A 15021-nucleotide genomic window follows, 5' to 3' on the forward strand; every position below is an offset into this window, starting at 1 on the left:
ACCAAACCATAAAACCCTATGGACCTGATGGCTGCAAGAGTATACTGGTTTCCTAAGTACCGGGAGGTCGGTCATGCCAACCAAGAAGCGAAGTACAGCCCACAGCGGGACGGGCCTGCGCTCTGATGCCGAGGAGCTGGGCCGGGAACCTGCGCTGGTGGATTTCTCGCAGACAGCCCGCACGCAAGTGACGGCAGGCAAAATGCACTTCATTGTCGTGCCGAAAGTCGACGCAGGTACCGCCGTCACGAAGGAATTGGAAATCGACTTCATCGAGGGAGTGCGCAAAGTCGCTTCCGCCATGAGCCCGGGCGCGGAGATCCTGCCCATGGGACTTGATGACCGAACACTGAGCGCCGTTCTCACGACGTCGCGTTCCATCCAGGCCGCGCAGACGGCAGCCGCCGCAGCGCGGGAAACCCTCAGCCCCCAACTGGCCCGAGCAGTCCAATCGACCGAGAACGCCTGGCGGCGCATCGAACTGGACCACGGACTCCTCACCTCCAGCGAAGTGGCCGAGCAACTCGGGTCCACGGCCAAGAACCAATCCGAATATGCGGCTGCCCAGCGCAAGCAAGGCAAGTTGATCGGCATACACCGTGGCGGAGCCATCCTGCACCCCGGGTTTCAGCTCGCCAACGGGAAGATCCGTGCGTCGATGCCGGCGCTGATCTCGTCGGCTGCGAGGCTGGACCTTCCACTGGACGAGCTGGTGCAATGGCTGTGCGCGTCCAATGAGGCGTTTGACGATGACCTGCCCGTGCAGCACTTGGACGATGCCGCTGCACTGCTGGAGGCGCTCGACGACGACTTCGGTGCCATTTGGTGACCGGACCGCCTGATCCGTTTGATCCCGAGGCCAGGACGCTGCCGGCGGGAGCCCCCGTCTACCGGGTCACCGGAAACGTCCTGGGGCGAAACCCTAACGACTTCAACCCCGGATACGGCAAACCGACACGATTCGCGTTCTTTACCAGCCCGCACGGCATGTTCGTGCCGGTCCTCTACGGTGCTTCATCACCCGATGTAGCGGCTTGCGAGACACTGCTGCACCGTAAGCTTCGAAACGGTGGAATCCTCCAGCCGCGGGAATACCGGGACCAGATCATGGTCAGGTTCTTTGTGGGGCGTGATCTGTCTCTGGCCAATTTTCAGGGGACCGGATTGTGGAGACTCGGGGTCACCGCCAACGAACTGACCGATACGAGCTCAAAGCAGTACCCCAAAACCGTGGCGTGGGCAGCCGCCGCTCACGCAGCAGGATTTGACGGGTGCATATGGACGAGCCGTAAATGCAATGACGGGGATGCGTACGTTTTCTTCGGGACGGCCGTCAGCCCCCTGGACCTCGAGCAGGATCCCACCTTCGCCAAACTGTTCGCCGGGGGTGACGGGTTGGACTGGCTCATTGACTTCGGCACGCGCTCAGGCGTCGAAGTCAGGATTTAGGTCGACAACACCAACCGCCCCCCTGCGGAACTGGGGGCCTGACGCGTGCTGCCAGCTGTCCGACTCACAGTCCTTCCGCAGGAACATCAGGGGGGTGGATCTACAGGAACTTCACGGGTGCACCTCGCGTGCTCGAGGATTCCGCCGGGCCGCTCGCCGGGTTCTTCCCGGCCCTCGCGACAGGGTCTGGCGGGGTGGATGTACGACCTCCCGGGCGGATGCACAACGAACCCCGCGCGTCATGATGCAACCCTGCATTTACACTCTGCCGCCCCCCTCGCTAACGTGACGGGTGAAAGAACGCCATCCTGAAACGTGGGAGAGACCAACGATGACCATCACCCCCGAGCGCGAAGCAGAACTGCTCGCCTCCGTGCCCACCGGCCTGCTGATCAACGGCGAATGGCGCGACGCCTCCGACGGCGGGACCTTCGACGTCCACGACCCGGCCACCGGCAAGGTGCTGGCCACCCTCGCCTCCGCCACCAGCGAGGACGCCATGGCCGCCCTCGACGCGGCCGACGCCGTGCAGGCCTCTTGGGCCCGCACCGCACCGCGCGAACGCGCCGAGATCCTGCGCCGCGCGTTCGACCTGGTCCAGGCCCGTGCCGAGGACTTCGCCCTGCTGATGACGCTGGAAATGGGCAAGCCGCTGGCCGAATCGCGCGGCGAGGTCACCTACGGCTCCGAGTTCCTGCGCTGGTTCTCCGAGGAGACGGTGCGCGACTACGGCCGCTACATCACCTCCCCCGAGGGCAAGAACAAGATCCTCGTCCAGCGCAAGCCGGTCGGTCCCTGCCTGCTGATCACCCCCTGGAACTTCCCGCTGGCCATGGCCACCCGCAAGGTCTCCCCGGCGGTCGCCGCCGGTTGCACGATGGTGCTCAAGCCCGCGAAGCTGACGCCGCTGACCAGCCAGCTCTTCGCCGCGACGATGCTGGAGGCCGGGCTGCCCGCCGGCGTGCTGAACGTCGTCTGCTCCAAGTCCGCCTCCGGTGTCTCGGGACCGCTCATGCAGGACCCGCGCCTGCGCAAGGTCTCCTTCACCGGCTCCACCCCGGTGGGCAAGCAGCTGCTCAAGGACGCCGCCGACAACGTGCTGCGCACCTCCATGGAACTCGGGGGCAACGCCCCGTTCCTGGTCTTCGCCGACGCCGACCTGGACAAGGCCGTCGAGGGTGCCATGGCCGCGAAGATGCGCAACATGGGCGAGGCCTGCACCGCCGCCAACCGCTTCCTGGTGGAGAAGTCGGTCGCCGCCGAGTTCACCGCCAAGTTCGCCGAGGCGATGGGCGCGCTGACCCTGGGCCGCGGCACCGAGGACGCCTCGAAGGTCGGCCCGCTGATCGACGGCGGTGCCCGCGACGATGTGCACTCTTTGGTCACCGCCGCGATCGAAGCGGGGGCCGAGGCCGTCACCGGCGGTGCCCCGCGCGAGGGCGACGGCTACTTCTACCAGCCCACGGTGCTGGCCAACGTCCCCAACGACGCCGAGATCCTGCGCAGCGAGATCTTCGGCCCGGTCGCACCGGTGACCACGTTCGAGACCGAGGAGGAGGCCATCGCCCTGGCCAACGCCACCGAGTACGGCCTCGCCTCGTACCTCTACACCGCCGACTACAACCGCATGTTCCGCGTCGCCGAGCACCTGGACTTCGGCCTGGTCGGCTTCAACGCCGGGGTGATCTCCAACGCCGCGGCGCCGTTCGGCGGTGTCAAGCAGTCCGGCATGGGCCGCGAGGGCGGCTCCGAGGGGCTCGCCGAATACACCAGCGCGCAGTACATCGGGATCGCCGACCCGTACGCGGTGTAGCACCACAGCGCACCACAAGGTACGACGGCGGAAGGCCGGGGCGGTTGCCCCGGCCCTCGTTGTCTGCGGGGCCGGTTCGTCAGCCGCGGAACAGCGAGGCGGGCCAGGCCCGCGCGAGAAACTGCCGGCCCGGCGTCGCCGCATCGGAAAACGCCTGTTCGATCTCCCCCAGGGCGGCCACGAGCGCCTCGTCGACCGGAAGCTCGCGCGTGGCATGCTGCCGGTGGATGCCCGTCGCCGGTCCACGGGGGACGAGTTGGCGTTGCGGACCGGTGTCGCGCGAATAGGTCGCCCGCTCGAAGGCAACGCGCACCCGGTCCAACGCCGGGGAGACATCGGGCAGGTGCCCGGCCAGCCGGGCGGCGTAGCCCGCATCGGTTTCGCTGGGCTGTTGTGCCAGCCCGTAGTCCCGTCCCAGCGCCAGCAGTTCGCCCCAGGCGGCCCGGGGGCCATCGTGCCAGTCATCGGGATGGTGGATGCGCCGCAGCCGGCGGGCCTTGGCCCACCGCCGCAGCCCCAGCGGACCGAACAGCCCGGCCAGCACCAGCACCAGCACGATGGCCACCTGCGCCCCCGGGCCGGCACCGCCGTCGTTCCCGGTGCCCTGCGATCCGGCAGCGGCCGGCGTCGACGCCGGCTCGCTGGGCGTGGCGGCGTCGGGGCGTGCGGCGCGGCTCGGCTCGTCGTTGGTGGTCGGCGTCGCCGCCGGGCCTCCGGCGGGGCTGTCGCTGGCGTAGGAGGGGGTCGTCCCCCTGCCGGGGGTGGGCTCGAAGGGCACCCAGCCGAGGCCGGGGAAGAACAGTTCGGGCCAGGCATGGGCGCTGCGTGCGCTGAGTTCGTATCCGGCCCACTGCTTGCCGTCGCTGCCCAGCGCCGAGGAGCCGTTCGTCCGCCCCGGCGCATAGCCGACGACAATGCGGCTGGGAATGCCCAGCGAGCGGGCCATCAGGGCCATCGCCGAGGAGAAATGGGTGCAATATCCGCTCTTCTTCTGCAGGAACGCCTCGACGACGCCGATGCCGTTGCCGTCGTAGCCCTGTTCCAGCGGCGTCTGCTCCGAATAGGTGTAGTCGGTGCTGCGCAGTTCGGCCTGCAGGGCCACCGCCTCCTCGTAGGCGGTGGTCGCGCCGGCCTCGCGTGAGATCCGCCGGGCGGTGTCGGTGATGATGGCCGGCAGGTCCGCTGGGGTATCCGAATAGACGGGGGAGAGGTGCAGCGCCCCGGCCCGCGGGTCGGCGGCCAGGATGGCCGAGCTGGCCTCCAGGGCAGCCGCGTCGATGACCGGGACCTCGGAGGTGACCGTGTAGTCCAGGTCCAGGCTCGATGAACGGGTGGCGGAGAACATCGTCTGGGTCTCGCGGTTGTAGCCCCAGGCCTCGGCCAGCCCGGTCACCGAGGCAGCGGCCCGGGGCATCGGCAGCCAGGGGCTCAGATAGTTCCCGGTGACCACCCGGGTGTGCACCGTCGTCGTGTCATCCGGTGTGCCGGACAGCGGGAGGATCTCCCCGGGCGGCGGGTCCAGGGCGGCGGTGCTGGTATCGCGGGAGACGGTGACATCACTCGGCTCCCAGCGCTGGGCGCCCAGATCGGAGATGACGGCGGTGCGCAGGTACAGCGGTTCCGGGGAGTCGGTGTAGTAGGTGACGGTCGTCAGCCCCAGCCGGTCGCGCAGGTTCACGCCCAGGTTCAACACCGGGTTGACGCCGCTGGGTTTGCCGAACAGGTAGAGCCGCTGCCCTTGGGGCATCAGGCCCTGGGTGAAACCGGGCACCGCCAGCGGGACCAGGAGCATCAACACCAGCGACCCGGTCGCGATGGCCGCGGCCTGGCGCGCGACCCCGGTGCGCACGGCCGCAGCGGGCGCGGTGGAGCGAAAGGCCACCCGGGCCGCGGCGAGCACCAGCAGGAATCCCATCGCCGTCAGGGACACGTGCAGCAGCCCCGCCCCGTCCGTCTTGACCACCGAGGAGGTGATGAGGAAGACCGACAACGGGATCGCGGCCAGTGCCGGCGCCCGCAACCCGAGCACCACGATCTGCACCATCAGCCCGGTGAGGCCGGCCGCCAGGCACGTGAAGAAGACGATCGGATCCTCGGCCAGGACCGGCTGGGCCTGCGAAAGGATCGCGTCCTGCGCCTGCGAATAGAAGGCCAGCGCCCGGCGCAGGGTCTCGGCGGTGGGGACCACCCCGAGCAGTGCCGTCGTCGGCAGGAACTGCAGCGTCAGCATCACCACCAGTCCGGCGGCGGATGCGGCGAGCACCAGCGCGTAGGAGCGGCCCAGGACGCGCACGATCGTTCCGGCGGCCAGCATTCCGGCCACGGTGACCGTCGCGTTCTCGAACCAGCGCCGGCCATCGATGACGTCCCACAAACCGCTGACCGGGGCCATGACGGCGAACAGCAGGGCAGCGAACAGCAGCCATTCGCTGCCGCGGGGCCGGCGCCGACGGCGCTGCCGGGAGGGGGGCGCAGGCGGTCGCCCGACGGATGTCGCGGTGTCGGTGGCGGTGCTCATGACCGGACCCGGGGCCCGGTACGGCGTTCCTGGGCGGCCAGCTCCAGCCAGGTCTCGGCCAGGGGCGTGGCGGGGTCCGTCGGCAGGGCCGTCCAGCCGGAGGAACGGAAGACCCGGGTGGCCGCCAACGCCGCGGCGGGCCGGCTGGCCACCACGAATGCCGCAACGCCGCGGTGCGTGCCGATGCGGTCCACCCAGGCCGTTGCCTGGTCCGCATCCAGTGCCCCGGTGAAGAGCAGCAGCGGGCCGCTTCCGGTGCCGAATCCGGCGGCAGGGGCGGCATCGCCGGCGGGGTCATCGTGCGCCGTGGCCGGTTTCAGGCCCACCGGGGCCATCCTCAGTTGCAGGTCCACGGCGGCATCGGGGCCGGAAAACCGGCCCGCCGAGACGCCCGGGGAACCCGAACCGGTGGTGGCCAGCGGCCCACCGGTCTCGTCGAGGACGTCGAGTTCGTACCCCTGCCCGGCCAGATGGGCCCCCATGGACACCACGGCGGTGATGATCCAGTCGAAGCAGCCGGTGGTGGCCCCGGCGGCCCCCAGGAAATTCGGGATTTCCGCCGGGGCGTCGAAGCCGAGGTAGCTGCCCTGGAAGGGGCCGGGCCGGGTGTCGACGACGAAGGTGGCCCGCGGGGTCCGCTGGAACTCCTCCTGCCGGACCATCAGCGTCTGGTGCCGGGCGGTGGCGGGCCAATGCACACGGCGCAGCGAGTCGCCGTCGCGGTACTCGCGGGTCATCACATCGTCGTTCTCGGGGGTGGCCTGGTGGTGTGCGGTGGCCGTGCCGCGGGTGCCGGTGCTGCCCAGCACCCCGGTGGCCGGCAGGTGGACCACCGGGGGGACCACGGTCAGCGGCGAGGCCCGGTCCACGGCGATGGGGCGCACGGCCAGACCGAAGGGGTCCGTCAGCCGGGCGCGCAGCGGCCCCACCGCATACACGCCACGATGCGTGGGTCGCAGCCGGTACCGGTACTGCGTCGCGGAGCCGTCCGGTGCCCGGGAGCCCGTGGGGCGGTCCGGATCCGCGGGATCGTCCGAGGCGAAGGACGGGGTGCTGCCGAAATCGGTGGGCAACTGCTCGTCCAACACGGTCCCGGCCGGGAGCGGGGAGCCATGGTGCAGGGCCAGCACGACCTCGGTGGGGGACCCGGCAACCACCGCGTCGGGGGTGAAGCTGCGCCGCACGTGCAGCCGGGTGCGCCCCAACCCGACCGCCGCCGCCGCGAGCAGCGGGGCGGCCAGCAGGAAGATGGAGATGTTCACCAGTTCGCGCCGGCCCAGGAACCAGGCCAGCAGCAGGGTCGCCACCCCACCGACGAACAGCGCCCATCCGCGCGGGGTCAGGAAGGCCATCCGCAGGCGTTCCCGCAGCGGCGGCGGGGGACCGTCGTCGTGCCCTGTTCCCTGCCCCCCGTCCATGGTCCGCCCCCGCTAGCGCTGCGCAGGGGCGCGGACCGGCACCTGGGCCAGCAGCGTCTCGACGAGGTCCTGGACGGTGGTCCCGGCGACCTCGGCCCGGCGCTGCAGGACCAGGCGATGGGCCAGCACCGAGGGACAGTTGGCCACCACGTCGTCCGGGAGCACGAAGTCGCGCCCGTTCAACGCGGCCTCGGCCTTGGAGGCGCGCAAGAGCTGCAGCAGGGCACGGGGACTGGCGCCGAGCCGGACGTCCGGGTGGGTGCGGGTCCCCTGGCCCAGCGCCACGATGTACTCCTTCACCGCGGCGGAAACATGCACCGCCTGCACGGAGCCGATGAGCCGCAGCAGCGTGTCCGTGTCGACAACGGGCCGCACCCGGTCCAGCGGGGAGGTGGACTGGTGGGTCTGCAGCATGGCCAGTTCGGCGGTGGTGTCGGGGTAGCCCATCGAGACCCGCGCCATGAACCGGTCGCGTTGGGCCTCGGGCAGCGGGAAGGTGCCCTCGAGCTCGATCGGGTTCTGCGTGGCGATGACCATGAACGGTTCGGACAACACGTGGGTGGCCCCGTCGACGGTGACCTGGTGTTCCTCCATGCACTCCAGCAATGCCGACTGCGTCTTGGCCGAGGCCCGGTTGATCTCGTCGCCGATCACCAGGTTCGCGAACACCGGACCGCGGCGGAACTCGAACCCATGGCTGTCCTGGTTGTAGATCGAGACGCCCGTGACGTCGGAGGGCAGCAGATCGGGGGTGAACTGGATGCGGTTGACGCTGGCGTCCACGCAGCGGGCCAGGGTCTTGGCCAACAGCGTCTTGCCCACCCCCGGCACGTCTTCCAGCAACAGGTGGCCCTGGGCCAGCAATACCCGCAACGCCGTCCTCGCGACGTCGGCCTTCCCATCGATCACGGTGGCCATGGCGTCCAGGATCCGGGTGGTGACCGCGCCGAATTCCTCGGCCGAGGGCAACGCGAGTTCCGTGGCTGTCGACACTGCGGGTGCTCCCTCGTTCGCTCCGGCGGGTTACTGCTGCCCAGCCTACCCATCAATGGGGTGACGTGGGACACCATGGGGGCCGCAATCGAGGCGCCGGCGGCAGCGGGAGGCTCCCGCGGCGGTAACCTAGGCACGACGCCGATTCCCCTTCCCAGGAGAACCCCCATGTGCCCCTCGCCCGACGCAAACGAACCGGCCGCCGGACCGGTGCAGGACCCGGGGGCCGTGACGGCCGTGACGGCCGGGGTCACCCCGCCGGCCTACCGTGCCGACGATGCGCCCGCCGATGCCGATGCCGCCGCCGGTGCGGCTCCCGACGGCACCCCGCGGCGCGCGGCCACGGCGGCACACGGCGGCAAGCGCGACACCACCTACCCGCCGGCCCCCGAAGCGCTGGCCGTCCCCGTGGTCGACAACCACACCCACCTGGATTTCCGCGACGGCGATGTCAACATCACGGTGGCGCAGGCGCTGGACACCGCCAATGCCGTCGGGGTCTCCGGCATCATCCAGGTCGGCTGCGACGTCGAGTCCTCCCGGTTCGCCGTCACGGCGGCCGAGACCGACCCGCGTGTGCTGGCCGCGGTGGCCATCCACCCCAACGACGCCGCCAGGCTGGCAGCCCGCGGCGAGCTGGATGCCGCGCTCGCCGACCTCGACGCGCTGGCATCGCACCCGCGTGTACGGGCCGTGGGGGAGACCGGGCTGGACTACTTCCGCACCGGTGAGGAGGGCCGGCCCGCGCAACAGGACTCATTCCGGGCGCACCTGCGGATGGCTGTCGCCCACGGCAAGGCAGTGCAGATCCATGACCGCGACGCGCACGCCGACATCGTGCGGATCCTCGGCGACGGCCCGCGACCGGACACCGTCGTCTTCCACTGCTTCTCCGGCGATGCCGACCTGGCGCGGATCTGCAACGCGAACGGGTGGTACATGTCCTTTTCCGGGACGGTGACGTTCAAGAACTCCCACGGGTTGCGCGAGGCGTTGGCCGTCGCCGATCCGTCGCTGGTTCTGGTGGAGACCGACGCCCCCTTCCTGACCCCGCACCCCTATCGGGGTCGCCCGAACGCCAGCTACCTCATCCCGTACACGGTCCGCTCCATGGCCGGGACGCTGGGCGGCGACGTTGACGGTCTGTGCTCGCGCATCGCGGCGAACACGACGGCGGCCTACGGCAGCTTCCGGCAGTAGCCGGCGCTAGCCTGCCGGGCCGCCCGCGCGGGTCACGACACGGTCACCAGGATGTGGTTTTCATCACGAAACGACACCGGTTAGGACCGGAACTTTACGGGCGTCTCCCACGAATACAAGGTTGAAGCTTGTCACAAAATAACGAATCGGTTACGGTAGTTCCTGAGTAGCCGGGATCGGGGAAGGTCTTCGGGGCTCGACCACAGGCAGTTTTCGTTCGCTTGGACGTTCCGTTCGTACGCCCAATCGGCTCCTGCCTGCGCGCGAACCGCTGCAAGAAAGCTTGGACCCGGCCCTCCGTGTGATTCGGAGGGGCCCACCGATCCCTGCTATCTCCCCCGTGCCCGGAGCACCACTAAGACTGGAAATCCGTGCAGAAAGCCTTCAAGAACCGCTGGGTCAAGACCGGCGCCCAGGCGGTTGCCTTGACCGCGTTGATCCTCGGCCTCGTCTCCTTTGTCGGGGCCAACAAGACTGTCGCCGTCACCGTCGATGGCCAGACGCAGAGCGTCCAGGCCTACGGCAACACCGTCGCCGAGATGCTCGCCTCCGCCAACATCGACGTGGCCGCCGACGACCAGGTCTCCCCATCACTCGATGCCGCCGTGGACGATGGCTCCGCCATCACGGTCAACCGCAACAAGTCGGTGGATGTCTCGATCGACGGCATCGACCGCGTCGTGCACACCACCGGCCTCACCGTGGCAGACGTGCTGGACCAGCTCGATGTCGGCTCCTCGGCGGATGTCTCCACCGGCCCCCAGCTCGAGCTGGCGTCGCTGAGCAGCCCCCTGGAGATCTCCACGGAGAAGACCCTGGAACTCACCGCCGACGGCAAGACCCGCAAGCTGAGCACCACCGAACGCACCGTCGGCGACGCGCTGGCCGCAGCCGGGGTCAAGGTCGGCTCCGACGACGAGCTCTCCGTCTCACTGGACACCGAGGTGAAGGACGGGCACGAGGTCGTCATCGTCCGGGTCAAGACGAGCACGAAGACCGTCACCGAGGCTATCGACCACGGCGTCGAGAAGTCCACGAACAACGATCTGGAACTGGGCAAGACCAAGACCGTCACGAAGGGCCAGGACGGCGAACGCACCCTGACCTACAAGGTCACCACCCACGACGGCCACGAGGTCTCCCGCAAGCTGGTCGGCGAGACGACCACGACCCAACCGGTCGATGCCGAGGTCGCCGTGGGCACCAAGAAGCCCGAGAAGAAGGAAGAGCCGAAAGAGGAGGAGCCGACGAAGGCCGAGCCGGCGAAGGCCGAGGCCTCCACCGGTGGCGGGACCACCGCCTCGGCCGGTGGCGTCTCCGCGACCTGGAAGGCCCTGGCCAAGTGCGAGTCCGGCGGCAACTGGGCCATCAACACCGGCAATGGCTACTACGGTGGCCTGCAGTTCAGCCAGAGCAGCTGGCTCGGCGCCGGCGGGGGCAAATACGCCTCCCTGCCGAACCAGGCCAGCCCGGCCGAGCAGGTCGCCGTGGCCGAGAAGCTGCGTGCCAGCGGCGGCTGGGGCCACTGGCCCGCCTGCTCGTCCAAACTCGGACTGCGCTAGGGCCGCAACGATCCGGACCCGGTCCGGTCGCCGACGAGGGGTTCCGCTTCACCTGAGCGGGACCCCTCGCCGTCTGCGGTCCCGGTGGCCGGCGGGTAACGGCCGGCCGTTCGACCTCAACTAGGATTGGACCCGTGACTGACGACTCCCAGACCCCGCAGCCCGCCACCGGGCAGGTCCCCGACGCGCCCCCGGCACGGGACGCCGCGGGAACCCGCCTGCTCGGCGCGACCGAAATCCGGCGCCTGGCCGCGGAACTGGACGTCCGGCCCACCAAGACGCTGGGGCAGAACTTCGTGATCGATGGGAACACGATCCGCCGGATCGTCGCCGCTGCGCGGCTGGGCTCCGACGAAACCGTGCTGGAGGTCGGCCCCGGCCTGGGATCGTTGACCCTGGGCCTGCTCGACGCCGCCGCCCGGGTGGTCGCCGTGGAAATCGATCCCAAGCTCGCAGCCCGGCTGCCGCAGACGATCGCGGAGTTCCGTCCCGACAAGGCGGCGAACCTCGACGTCGTGACCGCCGACGCGATGCGGGTCACCGACCTGCCGCACGCCCCGACGGCACTGGTCGCCAACCTGCCCTACAACGTCGCCGTCCCCGTCGTATTGCACCTGTTCGAGCACTTCCCGACCCTGCGCCACGGCCTGGTCATGGTCCAGGACGAGGTCGCCGACCGGCTCTGCGCCGGTCCCGGCAACAAGACCTACGGCATCCCCAGTCTCAAGTCCGCCTGGTACGCCGGCATGCGCAAGGCCGGGGTCATCGGCATGAACGTCTTCTGGCCCGCGCCCAAGATCCACTCCGGCCTCGTCGGCTTCGAGCGCCACGATCCGCCGGTCACCACCGCCAGCCGCACCGAAGTCTTCTCCGCCATCGACGCCGCCTTCGCCCAACGCCGCAAGACCCTGCGCGCCGCACTGGCCGGCTGGGCCGGTGGCGCGGACGCCGCCGAACGAGCCCTGCGCGCGGCCGGGGTCGATCCGCAGGCCCGCGGGGAACGACTGGTCATCGCCGACTTCGCCCGCATCGCCGAAGCGCGTCGCGCCCTAGCCGACGGTTCCGGGGTCCAGGGATGAACCAGCCCGTCATCGCCCGGGCACCCGGGAAGATCAACGTCTCCTTCCGGGTCGGCCCGCCGCGCCCCGACGGCTACCACCCGGTCGCCAGCCTCTACCTCGCCGTCTCCCTCTTCGAGGACGTCGCGGCCACCACCCGCGGGGACGATGACATCACCGTGGGCCTCAGCGATGCCTCCACCGCGGTCGAGGACCCCGAGGCGTTCCCGTTGGGGGAGGACAACCTCGTGGTCCGCGCGGCCCGGCTGCTGGCCGAACACACTGGCCACTCCGGGGGCGTGCACCTGGAGATCACCAAACGGGTCCCCATTGCCGGGGGCATGGGCGGCGGCTCGGCCGACGCCGCCGCCGCACTCGTGGCGTGCAACAGCCTCTGGGGCACCGGGTTGACACGTGAGGAACTCGGGCGCCTGGGCGCCCGGCTCGGCGCCGATGTGCCCTTCGCACTGTCCGGGGGCGCCGCCGTCGGACTCGGGGTCGGCGACCAGCTCTCCCCGCTGCTGCTGCGCAGCCGGACCGACTGGGTCCTTGCCCTGGCCAGCTATGGGCTCTCCACCCCAGCCGTCTACCAGCAGCTGGACCTGCTCCGGGAGGGACAGGAGATCGAGGTTCCGCACGACGTGGACCCCGACCTGCTCCACGCACTGGTGGACCACGACCTGGTCATGCTCTCCGGCTTGCTCGCCAACGACCTCACGGCCGCTGCCGTCCACCTCGCGCCCGAACTGCAGGCCGTGCTGGACATGGGCCGCAGCGCCGGGGCGTTGACGGCGCTCGTCTCCGGATCCGGACCCACCGTGGCCCTGTTGGCCGAGGGCCCCGGTCACGCCGGGCAGCTGGCCACCCAGCTCATCGACGAGGCGGGCATCGACACCCGCATCGTCCACGGCCCCGTCCCCGGGGCCCGCATCATTTGAGCCCGCCGCACACAAACCCCACCCACTAAGGACACAACTTTGGCACACCTGCTCGGCGCGGAGAATGTCTCCGTCGCCTTCGCCACCCGCACCATCCTGGACGGGGTCACCCTCGGCCTGGAGGAGGGTGACCGCATCGGCATGGTCGGACGCAACGGCGACGGCAAGTCCACGCTCATGCGCCTGCTGGGCCAGCGCCAGAGCCCCGACTCCGGCCGGGTGACCAAGCGCAAGGACGCCACCGTCGGCTACCTGGACCAGCAGGACGTCCTGGACGGGGACCTCGAGGTCGGCCAGGCCATCGTCGGGGACGCCGCCGACCATGAGTGGGCCGCCAACCCCAAGATCCGTGATGTCATGGGCGGACTCGTCGGCGAGGTCGATTGGCATGCCACCGTCTCCAGCCTCTCCGGCGGACAACGCCGACGCGTGGCGCTGGCTAAGCTGCTCATCGGCGACGACGATGTCGTCATGCTCGACGAGCCCACCAACCACCTCGACGTCGAGGGCGTCGCCTGGCTGGCCCGCCACCTCAAGCGCCGCTGGCGCTCGAACGACGGCGCACTGCTCGTGATCACGCACGACCGCTGGTTCCTCGACGAGATCAGCACGCGCACCTGGGAGGTCCACGACGGCATCGTCGAGCCCTTCGACGGAGGCTATGCCGCCTACGTCCTGGCCCGCGCCGAACGCGATCGCTCGGCCGCCGTGGTGGAGAACAAACGCCAGCAGCTGGTCAAGAAGGAACTCGCCTGGCTGCGCCGCGGCGCTCCCGCCCGCACGGCGAAGCCGAAGTTCAGGATCGAGGCCGCCAACGACCTCATCGCCGACGTCCCGCAGCCCCGCGACACCGTGGCACTGTCGAAGATGGCCACGGCCCGGCTGGGCAAGGACGTGTTGGACCTGGAGCACGTCTCGCTCGCCTACGACGGCGCCGCCCCCTTGTTCAAAAACGTCACCCTGCGCCTGGCCCCGGGGGAACGGCTGGGCATCGTCGGGGTCAACGGGGCGGGCAAATCCACCCTGCTGCGCCTGCTCGACGGCCAGGTCGAGCCCACCGAGGGGCGCATCAAGCGCGGTAAGACCGTCCAGACCGCCGTGCTGACCCAGGAGGTCACCGAACTCGATGAGCTGGCCGACCGCCGGGTCATCGAGGTCATCCAGGACGAGAAGAACGTCTTCCAGATCGGAGGCAAGGAGGTCTCCGCCGGCCAGCTGATCGAACAACTCGGATTCACCCAGGAGAAGCAGTGGACCCCGGTCCGCGATCTCTCCGGTGGCGAACGCCGTCGCCTGCAGCTGCTGCGACTGCTCGTCGGCGAACCCAACGTGCTGATGCTCGATGAGCCCACCAACGACCTGGACACCGACACACTGGCCGCGGTCGAGGACCTGCTGGACTCCTGGCCGGGCACCCTTGTGGTGGTGAGCCATGACCGTTACCTGCTCGAGCGGGTGACCGACCACCAGGTGGCGTTGCTCGGTGACGCCAAGCTGCGCGACCTGCCCGGCGGCGTCGAACAATACCTGCAGCTGCGTGAGGAGGCCTGCGCCGGCACGTCGGGCGCCACCACCGGCCCTGCTGCCCCTGACTCGGCGGGGACTGGCTTGTCCGCGTCGGACTCCGGCCCAAGTGAAGCCGAGAAGCGCGAGGCGCGAAAGGAGCTGAACAAGATCGAACGCCAACTCGCCAAGCTGGCAGCCCAGGAGGACAAGTTGCACGCCAAGATGGCGGCTGCCTCCGAGGTCGGCGACTTCGACGGGTTGGGCACCTTGAACGCCGAACTCAAGCGCATGCAGGCCGAGCACGAAGCGCTCGAGGAATCCTGGCTGGAGGCAGCCGAGAACGCAGGGCAGTAGACGCCGTTGTTTATGGCAGAATAGATAACCGTGTTCCCCGGGAGCACGATCCGCCCTGGTGTAATGGCAGCACCCCAGCCTTTGGAGCTGTGGAGTATAGGTTCGAATCCTATGGGCGGAACAACCTCCAAGCACCGGCTTTTCCCTTCCTCCCCCGCCGGATATCCCGTTGCACGAACTAGGATGGGTCCGGACGGCTGCCGGCAACGTCG

The 15021-nt window shown here is 69.6% G+C and carries 11 protein-coding genes and 1 tRNA gene; 9 read left to right on the top strand and 3 right to left on the bottom strand.

All coding sequences use genetic code 11. The annotated features are described in order from the left end of the window. Positions 1-73: 73 nt before the first annotated feature. The 3 genes from AC1MEQ_RS15615 (at position 74) to AC1MEQ_RS15625 (ending at position 3262) form a co-directional block, all read left to right on the top strand. Entirely contained in the window at positions 74-829 is a 756-nt protein-coding gene (locus AC1MEQ_RS15615; RefSeq protein WP_479791975.1) for a hypothetical protein, read from the top strand. Beyond that, the gene (locus AC1MEQ_RS15620; RefSeq protein WP_479791976.1) at positions 826-1449 is read left to right on the top strand and encodes an RES family NAD+ phosphorylase; all 624 of its coding nucleotides are present in this window, start codon (positions 826-828) and stop codon (positions 1447-1449) included. The genes AC1MEQ_RS15615 and AC1MEQ_RS15620 overlap by 4 nt, the downstream gene beginning before the upstream one ends. A gap of 331 nt (positions 1450-1780) precedes the next feature. After that, positions 1781-3262 carry an NAD-dependent succinate-semialdehyde dehydrogenase gene (locus AC1MEQ_RS15625; protein ID WP_479791977.1) on the top strand — a complete coding sequence of 494 codons (1482 nt, stop codon included), beginning with the start codon at positions 1781-1783 and terminating at the stop codon, positions 3260-3262. 79 nt (positions 3263-3341) lie between these two features. Here the strand turns inward: AC1MEQ_RS15625 and AC1MEQ_RS15630 are convergent, their stop codons facing one another. Genes AC1MEQ_RS15630 through AC1MEQ_RS15640 form a run of 3 tightly spaced genes read right to left on the bottom strand, consistent with a single transcriptional unit; the run spans position 3342 to position 8191 of the window. Then, positions 3342-5780: a transglutaminase TgpA family protein gene (locus tag AC1MEQ_RS15630; RefSeq protein WP_479791979.1), complete on the bottom strand. Its 2439-nt coding sequence runs from the start codon at positions 5778-5780 to the stop codon at positions 3342-3344. Then, on the bottom strand, positions 5777-7198 hold the full coding sequence (locus AC1MEQ_RS15635; protein ID WP_479791982.1) for a DUF58 domain-containing protein: 1422 nt from the start codon (positions 7196-7198) through the stop codon (positions 5777-5779). Before AC1MEQ_RS15635 ends, AC1MEQ_RS15630 begins: the two co-directional genes overlap by 4 nt. Before the next feature lie 12 nt (positions 7199-7210). Next, positions 7211-8191, bottom strand: coding sequence for an AAA family ATPase (locus AC1MEQ_RS15640; protein ID WP_479791984.1), 981 nt, complete (start codon positions 8189-8191; stop codon positions 7211-7213). 168 nt (positions 8192-8359) lie between these two features. On the opposite strand from AC1MEQ_RS15640, the gene AC1MEQ_RS15645 reads away from it, so the two are divergent. From AC1MEQ_RS15645 to AC1MEQ_RS15670, 6 genes are all read left to right on the top strand, one after another. Beyond that, on the top strand, positions 8360-9391 hold the full coding sequence (locus tag AC1MEQ_RS15645; RefSeq protein ID WP_479791986.1) for a TatD family hydrolase: 1032 nt from the start codon (positions 8360-8362) through the stop codon (positions 9389-9391). 371 nt (positions 9392-9762) lie between these two features. Next, a complete protein-coding gene (locus AC1MEQ_RS15650) occupies positions 9763-10953 on the top strand; it encodes a transglycosylase family protein (RefSeq protein WP_479791987.1) in 1191 nt (396 codons plus the stop codon). 245 nt (positions 10954-11198) lie between these two features. After that, positions 11199-12032 (top strand): 16S rRNA (adenine(1518)-N(6)/adenine(1519)-N(6))-dimethyltransferase RsmA, encoded by an 834-nt coding sequence (gene rsmA / locus AC1MEQ_RS15655; RefSeq protein ID WP_479796154.1) that lies wholly within the window; start codon positions 11199-11201, stop codon positions 12030-12032. Beyond that, complete coding sequence (locus tag AC1MEQ_RS15660; RefSeq protein WP_479791989.1) at positions 12029-12949, top strand: 4-(cytidine 5'-diphospho)-2-C-methyl-D-erythritol kinase; 921 nt, start codon at positions 12029-12031, stop codon at positions 12947-12949. Before rsmA ends, AC1MEQ_RS15660 begins: the two co-directional genes overlap by 4 nt. A 39-nt stretch (positions 12950-12988) precedes the next feature. Further along, on the top strand, positions 12989-14809 hold the full coding sequence (locus AC1MEQ_RS15665; RefSeq protein ID WP_479791991.1) for an ABC-F family ATP-binding cassette domain-containing protein: 1821 nt from the start codon (positions 12989-12991) through the stop codon (positions 14807-14809). Positions 14810-14858: 49 nt separating this feature from the next. Further along, positions 14859-14930, top strand: a tRNA-Gln gene (locus tag AC1MEQ_RS15670). Positions 14931-15021 lie beyond the last annotated feature (91 nt).

It is taken from the genome of Arthrobacter sp. ASL1 (genome assembly GCF_056680475.1).

Coding starts and splice junctions, on each gene's coding strand:
- AC1MEQ_RS15615 (WP_479791975.1), top strand. CDS start 74: ATGCCAACCAAGAAGCGAAGTACAGCCCACAGCGGGACGGGCCTGCGC.
- AC1MEQ_RS15625 (WP_479791977.1), top strand. CDS start 1,781: ATGACCATCACCCCCGAGCGCGAAGCAGAACTGCTCGCCTCCGTGCCC.
- AC1MEQ_RS15630 (WP_479791979.1), bottom strand. CDS start 5,780: ATGAGCACCGCCACCGACACCGCGACATCCGTCGGGCGACCGCCTGCG.
- AC1MEQ_RS15635 (WP_479791982.1), bottom strand. CDS start 7,198: ATGGACGGGGGGCAGGGAACAGGGCACGACGACGGTCCCCCGCCGCCG.
- AC1MEQ_RS15645 (WP_479791986.1), top strand. CDS start 8,360: ATGTGCCCCTCGCCCGACGCAAACGAACCGGCCGCCGGACCGGTGCAG.
- AC1MEQ_RS15660 (WP_479791989.1), top strand. CDS start 12,029: ATGAACCAGCCCGTCATCGCCCGGGCACCCGGGAAGATCAACGTCTCC.